Annotated in this window: 6 protein-coding genes; 1 reads left to right on the top strand and 5 read right to left on the bottom strand. The window is 73.0% G+C overall.

The window, feature by feature from the left end; translation table 11 throughout:
• Nucleotides 1–7: 7 nt before the first annotated feature.
• From GA0070612_RS10520 to dapE, 4 genes are all read right to left on the bottom strand, one after another.
• Nucleotides 8–3,646, bottom strand: coding sequence for an ATP-dependent helicase (locus tag GA0070612_RS10520; RefSeq protein WP_088987740.1), 3,639 nt, complete (start codon nt 3,644–3,646; stop codon nt 8–10).
• Nucleotides 3,647–3,880: 234 nt separating this feature from the next.
• The gene (locus tag GA0070612_RS10515; protein WP_088987739.1) at nt 3,881–4,426 is read right to left on the bottom strand and encodes an LOG family protein; all 546 of its coding nucleotides are present in this window, start codon (nt 4,424–4,426) and stop codon (nt 3,881–3,883) included.
• The gene (locus tag GA0070612_RS10510) at nt 4,426–5,289 is read right to left on the bottom strand and encodes an LOG family protein (RefSeq protein WP_088987738.1); all 864 of its coding nucleotides are present in this window, start codon (nt 5,287–5,289) and stop codon (nt 4,426–4,428) included. Before GA0070612_RS10510 ends, GA0070612_RS10515 begins: the two co-directional genes overlap by 1 nt.
• Before the next feature lie 374 nt (nt 5,290–5,663).
• Nucleotides 5,664–6,737 (bottom strand): succinyl-diaminopimelate desuccinylase, encoded by a 1,074-nt coding sequence (gene dapE, locus GA0070612_RS10505; RefSeq protein WP_088987737.1) that lies wholly within the window; start codon nt 6,735–6,737, stop codon nt 5,664–5,666.
• Nucleotides 6,738–6,814: 77 nt separating this feature from the next.
• On the opposite strand from dapE, the gene dapD reads away from it, so the two are divergent.
• Nucleotides 6,815–7,774, top strand: coding sequence for a 2,3,4,5-tetrahydropyridine-2,6-dicarboxylate N-succinyltransferase (gene dapD, locus GA0070612_RS10500; protein ID WP_088987736.1), 960 nt, complete (start codon nt 6,815–6,817; stop codon nt 7,772–7,774).
• A 51-nt stretch (nt 7,775–7,825) separates the two neighbouring features.
• Here dapD and GA0070612_RS10495 read toward each other — a convergent pair whose 3' ends face one another.
• Nucleotides 7,826–11,140: a S8 family serine peptidase gene (locus GA0070612_RS10495; protein WP_408630540.1), complete on the bottom strand. Its 3,315-nt coding sequence runs from the start codon at nt 11,138–11,140 to the stop codon at nt 7,826–7,828.
• Nucleotides 11,141–11,258 lie beyond the last annotated feature (118 nt).

The raw sequence follows: 11,258 nt of genomic DNA, 5'->3' as shown, positions 1-11,258 counted from the left end.
TCCGGGCTCACGGATTATCCGAAGGACGGGCGGTCGGCGGCTCGACCACCTGGCGTCCCTGCCCGGAGACCGGGCAGCTGGTCCGCACCGGGCAGACCCGGCACTTCGAGTTGGCCACCGCGGCGAACGTGGCGGCTGCCATCGTATCGGCGGTGCGCCGGACCAGTGCCGTCGCCCAGCCGGCCGCCGGCCCTTCGCCCGCCGCCGGCTGGTTCTGCTCCCGGGCGTCCTTCGCCGAGGTGCCGAGCTGCACCAGCGCGGCGCCCCCCGACTCGTCCCCGAACTCGGCGAACGCCCCCGCCTCCACCGCCGCCTGGTACGCGCCGAGCTGCGGATGTTCGGCCAACTCGGCACCGGTGACGGCGGTGGACTTGCCGGTCTTCAGGTCGATCACCACGAGCCGACCGGCCTCGTCGATCTCCAACCGGTCGACCCGCCCGGCCAGGTCCACCGGCCGGTTCGGGTCGTCCAGGCGGACGGCGAACTCGTGCTCGATGGCGAGCAGCCGCCGCGGGTTGGTGGCCAACCAGCGCAGCAGCTTGTCGACCATCGCCTCGGCGCGCTCGCGCTCCGGCCCGGCCATCCACCGGGCGGCCAACTCGATCGCGTCGAACCGGGCGGCCACGTAGTCGAGCAGAGCGCCCCGGTCGGCGCTGGCGTCCTCGGCGAGCATCGCGGCGGCGTGGACCAGGTTGCCCACACCCTGCGCCGTACTGGTCGGGCCGCTACCGCCGTGCCGTTCCAGCAACCACCGCAGGCTGCACCGCAGTGCGCTCTCCATCGCCGACGGGGTGACCCGCACCGGCTCACCCTCGTCCACCAGCGGCCGGTCGTCGGAGAGCGCGCGCAACCCCCACCAGTCGTCGGGGTGCGCGCCGGGCACCCCGGCGACGGCGAGGCGCGCCAGCTCGGCCGCCGCCGCGCGCCGCCGGCCCGCCGGAGCGGCCGGGTCGGTGATGGCGGTACGCAGCTCCGCGACGAGTGCCGGCAGGGTGAGCGCCCGGGGTGGACGGGTCACCGGCAGCGCCCCGGGCCGATCCGCCTCGCCGTCGCCGTCATTCACGTCGCCGCCGGCCCCGACGCCGGTCCCGCCGTCGGCGGAGGGCGTGCCGTCGTCGGTCCTGCCGTCGGTCCTGCCGCCGTCGGCGTGGGTTCCGGCGGCTGAGGACGTACCACCGGGCACACCGCCGGTTGCACCTCCGCGCTGCGGACCGTTGCGCGGGCCGGGCGGTGCGGTCGGGTCGGCCGGTCCGGTGCCGTCCGGCGGTCGGGGCGGCGTGTGGGGGACCAACTCGTGCAGGAACCGGCTCGGCTGTTCCTCGTGGTCGTCGCCGCCGACGGCGGCCGACGCGACGGCGCTGACCAGCAACCGGTGCCGGGCCCGGCTGATGGCGACGTGGAAGAGGCGGCGCTCCTCGTCCAGCAGAGCGGAGGTCTGACCCACCACGTTCGCCGCGGTCGCCCCGTCGACGGACCGACCGGCCAGCACGTCGACCAGCCGCTCGGAACCGAGCAGGCTGCCGCGCAGTCGAAGGTCGGGCCAGATGCCCTCCTGTACGCCGGCCACCGCGACCAGGTCCCACTCCAGGCCCTTCGCGGCGTGCGCGGTGAGCAGGCGTACCGCCGCGCCCCGGTCGGCGGTCGGCGCGATGGTGTCGGCCGGCAGGTCCTGGGCGAGCACGTGGTCGAGGAAGACCTCGGTGCGGGCACCGGGTAGTCGGTCGGTGAACCGGGCCGCCGCGTCGAAGAGCACCAGCACGGCGTCCAGGTCACGGTCGGCCGCCTCGGCCCGCCGTCGCCGGGCCAGGTCGCCCTCACCGGCCGCCGGTCGACCCTGGATGATCGCGCCCGCCCAGCGCTCGGCGAGGTTACTGGCGTGCCAGACCGCCCAGAGCACGTCTTCGGCGGTCGACCCGGGTCGGGCGGCGGCGTCCCGCGCGCAGGCCAGCAGCCCGGCCACCGCCTGCGCCGGCTCGGCCCAGTGCCGGTCGATGTCGGCCAGCTCGGCGGGATCGCGCAGCGCCTCGACGATCAGCTCCCCGGAGGGGCGTCGGTCACCGCCGGCCAGCGCGAGCGCGCGCAGGCCCTGCCGCAGCCGCCGCTCGGCCAGCGGGTCGGCGCCGCCCAGCGGTGAGTGCAGCAGCGCGACCGCCGCCTCCTCGTCCAGCCGGTCCGGTTCGAGCGCGCACCGCAACAGCAGGAGCAGCGGCGCGACCGCCGGTTGCAGGTGCAGGGGCAGATCCTCGCCGTGCACCACAGTGGGTACGCCGGCCGCGTGCAGCGCCCGTCGCAACGTGGGCAGCTGCAACGCGGTGGACCGCACCAGCACCGCCATCCGCGACCAGGGCACACCGTCGAGCAGGTGCGCCGAGCGCAGCGAGTGGGCCAGCCACGCGGCCTCACTGGTCGCGGAGCGGAACGTGTGGACCTCGACCGTCCCGGGCGGCGCGTCCGGCAACGGGTGCAGCCGGCGGTGCGCCGCCGGGCCGCGCAGCCGGCGGCCCAGCCGAGCGACGGCCGCGAGCAGATCCGGCCCGGCCCGGTACGACGTGGTCAGCAGCACCTGCGCGGCCGGCGCCCCGGAGGCGGTGCGGAAGCGGTGCGGGAACGTGGCGACCCCGGTCGGGTCGGCGCCCCGGAAGGCGTACGTGGAGGAGTCCGGATCGGCGAACGCGACGAGTGACGTGCCTCCACCGGCAATCACCGAGAGCAGCTCCAGTTGGGCGGGGTCGGTGTCGGCCAACTCGTCGAGGTAGACGTGGGCGAGGCGGCGGCGCTCGGCGGCCAGCAACTCCTCGTCGTCGCGGAGCAGCCCGGTGGCCGCCCGGACCAGCTCGGCCGGGTCGTACGCGATGGAGCCCCGGTTGCTGACGTCGCGCAGCGCGAGCACCGACACGTACTCCCGGAGGAAGCGGGCGGCGGCCGGCCAGTCGTCGCGGCCGAGCTTCTCGCCCAGCCGGGCCAGGTCGACCGGGCCCACGCCCCGTTCGGCGGCGCGCATCAGCAGGTCGCGCAGCTGACCGGCGAACGCCCGGGTACGCAACGCGGGGCGCAGGTCGCTCGGCCAGCCGACGGGGTCGTCCTCGGGCTCCTCGCCCACCACGTCCAGCAGCTCGCGGATGATCAGATCCTGCTCCGGGCCGGTGAGCAGCCGCGGAGACGGCTCACCCCGCTCGGCGGCGGCCCGGCGGAGCAACCCGAAGGCGTACGCCGGGAAGGTGCGCACCAGCGGCTCGCGCAACACGCGGTGGCCGTCCTGCGCGATGCGGGCCTCGATGCGCTGCCGCAGCGCGGTGGCGCCACGACGGCCGAAGGTCAGCACCAGGATGCGTTCCGGGTCGACGCCGTCGGCCACCCGGGCGGCGACGGCCTCGACCAGGGTGCTGGTCTTGCCGGTGCCCGGGCCGCCGAGCACGAGCATCGGCCCGTCGGTGTGCCCGACCACCTCGGCCTGCACGGGGTCGACCCGTCGGCCGGGTGCGGCGACCGGCTCACCAGGGCGGTCGCTCAACCCGCTGCCACCGGCAACCGGGGTGTCATGGTCGGGAAGCACGGTGCCGCCGGCGGCCACGGTGCTGCCACCAGGCCCGCCGTCGCCCTCCCGCGCCGGCCCACCAGACCGCCGCACCAACCGGTACGCCTGCATCAGCTCATCCCATCAAACCCGTACGACACCCACCCAGACCCCACCCCACCCCCACACCCCACCCAGCCCACCCCACCCGGCCCACACCCCACCCCACCCCATCCAGCCCCGTCGATCATGACGTTGGCGGCGCGACACGCCGACAGCGGCACCGCCAACGTCATGATCAACGGGCGAGGCGGCGGGGCGGCGGGGGGCGGGGGGCGGGGGGTGGGGGGTGGGGGGTGGGGTGGGTCAGGTTAGGCGGGATTCCAGTTCGTCCAGGGCTTCCGGGACGGTGGTGGTCACCGTGAGGAGGTCGCGGCCGGCGGTCTTCAGGAAGTTCTGCTCGGCGAGGCTGTCGAGCCAGTCCAGCAGGGGGCGGAAGAACCCGTCGGTGTCGATCAGCACCATGGGCTTGGCGTGCAGGGCGAGGGTCGCGGTGGTCCAGACCTCGAACAGCTCATCCAGGGTGCCCAGCCCACCGGGCAGGGTGAGGAAGGCGTCCGACTTCTCGATCATCAGGGTCTTGCGGTCGGCCATCGAGTCGGTGACCAGCAGTTCGTCCGAGGCCAGGTCGGCGACCTCCAGGTCGACGAGCGACTGGGGGATCACCCCGAGGGTGCGCCCGCCGGCGGACCGCGCGCCGTCCGCGAGCGCTCCCATCATGCCGACGCAGCCGCCACCGCTGACCACTGTGTGCCCGCGCCGGGCCAGCTCGGCGCCGGTCTCGGTGGCCAGGTCCAACCAGCGTCGGTCCAGGGTGCGGGACGAGGCGCAGAAGACGCAGATCGCCGCCATCAGATGTCCCGCGGCTGCTCGGCGGCCTGAACGGCTGCGGCCTGCTGATCCGCCCCGGTACGGGCGACGACCTCGTCGCGGACCGCCTCCTGCTCGGCGGACAGTGCGGCCTCGGCCTCGACGATGTGCCGGACCGCCGCGTTGACGTCGTCGGTGAGACAGATCAGCTCCAGGTCGACCGGGCCGATCTTGCCGTCGGCCGCCATCGTGTCGCGCAGCCAGTCCAGCAGCCCCTGCCAGTACGCGACGCCCATCAGCACCACCGGGAACCGGGTGACCTTGCCGGTCTGCACCAGGGTGAGCGCCTCGAACAGCTCGTCCATGGTGCCGAAACCGCCGGGCAGCACGACGAACGCCTGGGCGTACTTGACGAACATGGTCTTGCGGGCGAAGAAGTAGCGGAAGTCGATGGCCAGGTCGACCCACTCGTTGATGCCCTGCTCGAACGGGAGCTCGATGCCGAGCCCGACGGAAAGCCCGCCGGCCTCGCTGGCACCACGGTTGGCGGCCTCCATCACACCGGGCCCGCCACCGGTGATCACCGCGTAGCCGGCCCGGGCGAGCGCGCCGCCCAACTGCTCGGCCAGCTGACACTCGGCGCTGTCCGGTCCGCTGCGCGCGGAGCCGAAGACGCTGACGGCCGGCGGCAGGTCGGCGAGGGTGTCGAAACCCTCGACGAACTCGGAGAGGATGCGCAGCGCACGCCAGGCGTCCTTGGTCTTCCAGTCGCCCCGACCCCGTGAATCCAGCAACCGCTGGTCGGCGGTGCTGCTCGGGATCGCGCCTCTGCGCAGCGTGACCGCGCCGCGGTGTCGCTCCTGTCCGGGACCGCGACCGGCCTCCCGCCCGTTGCTCTGGCTCATGGGGCAACCGTAGTGGAGCAGCACCCGCCGGGTGCGCGGGGCGGGGACGCCGAGAAATAGTTCGCGATCAAGGGCAACTATTCGGCTCTCCCATACGTCTTACTATTCGCATACCGGGTATGCCCCGGCGCGCGCCTTCGGGGGAGGAGACAGCGTGATCAGTAACAGCGAGATGGTCCGCATCCGTCGCCAGATGCAGCGACGGATCCGAGACGTCGTGGCGGAACGTCGCCGCACCCGGGACCTGAACCTCTCCCCCGCCTCCTCCGCGCCAACCGGATCCGATCAAGAGGTTTGCGTCGCCGACAACGGGCCAGGCTGACGCAAACCTCTTGATCACCGGGGCGAGCGCCCCGCCCCGGGGGCCCGGCCGGTCAGGCCGGGGCCAGCCAGCGGTGCAGGGTCGCCGCGCCGTCCCGGATCTTGCTGATCTCGACGTGCTCGTCGGGGTGGTGGGCGAGGTTGGGGTCACCGGGGCCGAAGTTCAGCGCGGGGATGCCCATGGCCGCGAAGCGCGCGACGTCCGTCCAGCCCAGCTTCCCGATCGGCGCGGCGCCCACCGCGGCCAGGAACTCCTTCGCCGGAGCCGCCTCCAGCCCGGGGGCCGCGCCCGGCGCGATGTCGGTCACCTTCACCTCGAAACCAGCGAACACCTCCCGCAGGTGCGCCTCCGCCTCGGCGGGGCTGCGATCCGGGGCGAACCGGTAGTTGACCTCGATCTCACAGTGGTCGGGGACCACGTTGCCGGCCACCCCACCGCCGATCCGCACCGCGTTCATGCCCTCGCGGTAGTCGCAGCCGTCGATGGTGACCCGACGCGCCTCGTACGTCTGGAGGCGGCGCAGCACCTCACCGGCGGCGTGGATGGCGTTCACCCCGTGCCAGGAGCGCGCCGAGTGCGCGCGTACCCCGGTGGTGGTGACCACCGAGCGCATGGTGCCCTGGCAGCCCGCCTCGACGATGCCGTACGTCGGCTCCAGCAGCACCGCGAAGTCCGCCTCCAGCCACTCCGGGTACGCCTGGGCGACCAGGTTCAGCCCGTTGTACCGGGACTCGATCTCCTCGGCCTCGTAGAAGAAGTACGTCACGTCGTAGCGCGGGTCGGGCAGGGTCACCGCGAGGTGCAGCGCGTACGCGGTGCCGGACTTCATGTCGGAGGTGCCGCAGCCGTACATCAGGTCGCCACGCATGGTCGACGGGAAGTTGTTGTTCAGCGGCACCGTGTCCAGGTGCCCGGCCAGCACGACGCGCTGCGACCGACCGAGGTCGGTGCGCGCCATCACGGTGTTGCCGTGCCGGTGGGTGCTCAGGTGCGGCACACCTCGCAGGACCTCTTCGACGCAGTCGGCGATCGCCTTCTCGTTGAGGGACACGGACTCTATGTCGACCAGAGCGCGGGTCAGCTGCACCGGATCGGCGAGGACCTCGGGGGTCAGCGGGTTCTCCATGAATCGCACGGTACCTTCAGGGCTGTCAGCGTGAGCAGTGAGCTGAGGCCAGCCGGCCGCTACCGAGAGGTGTAACAGTGACGTCCGCAGATTCGGCCTGGGGCATCGGCCTGGCCACGGTCACCGCAGACGAGCAGGTGCTCGACACCTGGTACCCGACCGGCAAGCTGGGCCTGGGTGAGCTGCCGCTGGTCTCCGGCGAGGACAAGGCGGACGTGCTCGACCTGCCGCCGGCCGCGCTCGGCGACCGGTCGCTGCCCGGTCTGCGTACCGTCCAGGTGGTCACCGTGATCGGCTCGCTGGCCGACCCGATCAAGGACGCGTCCGACGCGTACCTCCGTTTGCACCTGCTCTCGCACCGCCTGGTGCGACCCAATCAGCTCAACCTGGACGGCATCTTCGGCAAGCTGGCCAACGTGGCCTGGACGTCCGCCGGGCCGTGCCCGCCGGAGCGGGTCGACGAGCTGCGGGTCATCGAGCGGGCGGCGGGCCGGCACCTGTCGGTGTACGGGGTGGACAAGTTCCCCCGGATGACCGACTACGTGGTGCCCTCCGGTGTGCGAATCGCCGACGCCGACCGGGTCCGCCTCGGCGCCCACCTGGCCGCCGGCACCACGGTGATGCACGAGGGCTTCGTCAACTTCAACGCCGGCACCGTCGGCACCTCGATGGTCGAGGGCCGGATCGTGCAGGGTGTGCTCGTCGGCGACGGCTCCGACATCGGCGGTGGCGCCTCGATCATGGGCACCCTCTCCGGCGGCGGCACCGAGAAGATCAGCATCGGCGAGCGGAGCCTGGTCGGCGCGAACGCCGGCGTCGGCATCACCCTCGGCGACGACTGCGTGGTCGAGGCCGGCTGCTACGTCACCGCCGCGTCGAAGGTCACCCTGCCGGACGGTCGGGTGGTCAAGGCCCGCGAGCTGTCCGGCGTCGACGGGCTGCTGTTCTGGCGCAACTCGGTGACCGGCGCGCTGGAGGCGAAGCCGCGCACCGGCCGGGGCATCGAGCTGAACGCCGCCCTGCACGCCAACGACTGACGTCCCCGCCGGGTCCGCGGCGCTCGGCCGCGGACCCGTCGGGGGTACGCCTCAGCGCAACCGGTACGCCTGGATGATCTTCACGGTCACCGTGTTGCCGGCGGCGTCAGTGGCGGTGGCCCGCAGGGACGCGTGGCCGGGCCCGGCGGGATGCCGGACAGTAGCCGTCCAGCCCTGCCCGCCGTGCCGCACCCGGGCGGACTGCCAGGTCTTGCCCCCGTCGTAGGAGACGTCCACGGTCAGCTTGGTCACCCGTGACGCGGCAGCACCGGGTTGACGCTGCACCTGCACCGGGATGACCAGACTCCGCCCGGCGGGAGCCGCGTTGTCCACGCTCAGCGGTGGCGTGAACCGGACGGCCGACACCGGTAGTTGACGGTAGTCGTCCCCGCCGACGTGCCGGGAGCGGAACGTCCACGCCGTGCTGACCTCGGTGCTGAGGTCGGTGAAGCTCCGCTTGGCCGACACCTCCAACCGGTAACGGGCGTTACCGGGCGGCACGGTGAACTGCCCGAATCCCGGCTCCGCCGACTCACCGACCAGTTTGCCGTCGCGGTAGAGGGCGGTCCGGCCTTCGTCGGTGACCGAGAATCCGGCGTGCCCGTCGGCGTCGCCGTGCACCGGAACTCCCACCTGGATCTCGTCACCGAGTCGACTGATGCTCTGACCGGGCCAGCGCGGCGCCGGGAAGGACGGCCCGTACGGCGCGCTGTTCCAGCTCTCCCGGGCGTGCCGCCCGGGCTGGTACGCCCTCGGGTCGGAGGCCAGATTCACCTTCAGGTCGATCCAACCCTCCTCGGTGACGACCCCGAACATCAGCTCCGGGGACCACCGCACCGCGTTGGTGCTGTAGTGCTCGACCCGCTGCCCCGGCACCGTGGTGGGCAGGCCGATCGCCCAGCCACCCGCGTCGGGTTCGAGGTGTGGGAACACCACCCGCTCGGCGACCAGGCCCGGATAGCCGCCCCGGAACTGGTGGGTGACGCTCGCCAGGTCCCGGCTCCGGTAGGTCTTGTCGAAGCCCGTCGGCATCCGGCCGGGAATCGTCTCGGCGAGCGCGTACAGGTAGGGGCTGTTCTCCAGCTCCGCTGTCGCCCACTGACTGCTGATCGTCGAGACGAACCGTTCGGCGGACGCCGCCCGGCCGAGGTGCCCGGTGGCCAATCCGGTGAAGTCGAACGCAAGCAGGCCGAACCCGAATCCGTTGTCGCCCTCCAGGAACAGCGCCGTGATGTCCACGAGCGCCGGCACGGCCGTGGGCTCCGGGACCGCCGTCCGCACCGGCCGGGCCTTCCGGTTGTCGACGGTCACCGCGGTGTCGGCGTCCACGACCAGCTCCGGTTGGGCGAACTGGGTGGCCCCGTCCTCGAAGAAGAGGATGCTGGCGAGCCCGTAACGGCCCTTGGGCAACCGGACGTCGACGGTGCCGTCCGGGTCGTACAGGTCGTAGGTCCGGAAGGTGTCCAGGTCGACCAATGTGGTGATGTGGTCGGTCGCGGGCGCTCCGGTGGAATCCAGGTGGCGCACCGTGAGCTGGTAGCTCTCCACCTCCCGGTGCACGGCGATCGGGGTGACCGCGACGGTCTCCCCGGAGCGGGCCACGATCCGCCCGGTCCAGTAGCCGTCGGTGCCGACCCGGGTGTCCGCGGTGACAGTGGTGCCGGCGGTGCCGCCCGCGGGCACGGTGACCTGGGCCGCCGCCAGGCTGAACAGGCCCGCCGGTGCCGGCTGGCCCTCCGGGCCGGTCACCTCGAGGGTGAGGTCCAGAGTGATCGGGTCCGGCCCGTCGTTGCGCCAGTCGACGGTCCGGGTGACCGGGGTGTCGTCGTCGTGCGGCCAGGCCGGTTGCCCGAAGCCGACGCTGACCGGGTCGCTGACCACCCGCTGGGTGATCGCCCGGGCCACGTCGACCCGGCCGGCACCCTGCTGGAAGGAGGTCTGCTCCGGGTGCGGCTTCGCCGACGCCATCAGTGTCGCCTTGAGCTGGGCCGCCGCCCAGCCACTGTGCTGTTGGGCGATCAGCGCCACCGCGCCGGTCACGTGCGGGGCGGCCATCGAGGTGCCGGAGATGGTGACGTAGGAGTCGCCCACCGGGTCGCCGAGCAGCGTTCCCTCGCCCCGGGCGGCGACGATGTCGACGCCGGGAGCCGTCAGGTCCGGCTTCAACCCGCCGTCGCCCACCCGGGGGCCTCGGCTGGAGAAGTCGGCCAGGGCGTCGTCCCGGTCCACCGCGCCCACCGACAGCGCGGCGTCAGCCGTGCTCGGCGAGCTGACCGAGCCGTCGGTGCCGTCGTTGCCGGAGGAGATCACGAAGAGCGCGCCGGTCTGCGCGGTCAACGACTCGACGGCCGCCTCCAGCGGGTCGACGTCGGGCGTGTCCGTACCGCCCAGACTCATGTTGATCACGTCGGCGTCCTGGTCGACGGCGGCCCACTGCATGCCGGCCAGGATCGCCGAGTCCGGGCAGCCGAAGTCCTCGCAGACCTTGCCGTTGAGCAGCGTGGCGTCCGGCGCGACGCCCCGGTACTTACCGCCCGAGGCAGCGCCACTGCCGGCGATGATCGAGGCGACGTGGGTGCCGTGGCCCACTGTGTCACCGGCGTCGGTGGCCTCGGTGAAGTTGTGCGACTCGGCGACCCGACCCGCCAGGTCGGGGTGGTCGGCGTCGATGCCGGTGTCCAGCACCGCGACGCGTACCCCCTGACCGGTGAAGCCTGCCTGGTGCGCGGCCGGCGCGCCGATCTGCGGCACGCTGTGGTCCAGCGTGACGTGTCGGCGGCCGTCGAGCCAGATTCGGTCGGCACCCCCCGCCGTGCCGACCCGGGCGTTCGCGCCGGTGAGCGCTGCCCAGACCGTCGCGACCTGCTTCTTGTCCGCCGTGGCGGCGACCCCGCCGATCGCGGGCAACTGCGCGGTGACGGTCAGCCCGGTGGGCGCGGTGGCCCGCTGCCGAGCACCCGCCCCGCCGGCGACGAGCACCGGAAGGTTGTCCCGACGGGAGTCGTCGTAACCGGCGGCGATCAGCCCGGTCACATTGAACAGTCGCCGGTCGACCCGACCGGACCGGACGAGCGGCACGGCGTCCTGCGGCAGCACGGTGACCTGACCGCGGTCACGGGTGGTGACGAAGCGCAGGTGAGCCCGGCCCGGCCCGGGCCGGACGGCGGCCGACCCGGACGGGGTGACGGTGACCTGGTCACCCGTGAGCAGGGTGACGGTCTTCGTGGTGGAGACGCCGGCCGCGGCACGTGGGGTGGCGTCGGGTGCGGTGCTGGTGGGTGGGCTGGCCACGGCGAGCGCTGGAGTGCCCAGGACGAGGGCTGCGACCGCGGTGACGGCTGTTGTCGTTCTTCTGCGTCGATGCAACGGATCCTCCTCGGTGGAGCGTCGATACCGATGACGGGGTTCCATAGACCGGAGTCAGTATTGCATACCCGGTATGCAGAAAAGGGGTCGAAAATATGACGGACCTGCCAACCCCCGA

The sequence above is a fragment of the Micromonospora chokoriensis genome (assembly GCF_900091505.1).
Taxonomy (GTDB): Bacteria; Actinomycetota; Actinomycetes; order Mycobacteriales; family Micromonosporaceae; genus Micromonospora; species Micromonospora chokoriensis.
The sequence above is the reverse complement of the archived record's forward strand: the minus strand, read 5'-3'. Positions and strand labels throughout refer to the sequence as shown.

Excerpts from the sequence above, each read along its gene's own strand:
- GA0070612_RS10520 (WP_088987740.1), bottom strand. The coding sequence starts at position 3,646 with ATGCAGGCGTACCGGTTGGTGCGGCGGTCTGGTGGGCCGGCGCGGGAG.
- GA0070612_RS10515 (WP_088987739.1), bottom strand. The coding sequence starts at position 4,426 with ATGGCGGCGATCTGCGTCTTCTGCGCCTCGTCCCGCACCCTGGACCGA.
- GA0070612_RS10510 (WP_088987738.1), bottom strand. The coding sequence starts at position 5,289 with ATGAGCCAGAGCAACGGGCGGGAGGCCGGTCGCGGTCCCGGACAGGAG.
- dapE (WP_088987737.1), bottom strand. The coding sequence starts at position 6,737 with ATGGAGAACCCGCTGACCCCCGAGGTCCTCGCCGATCCGGTGCAGCTG.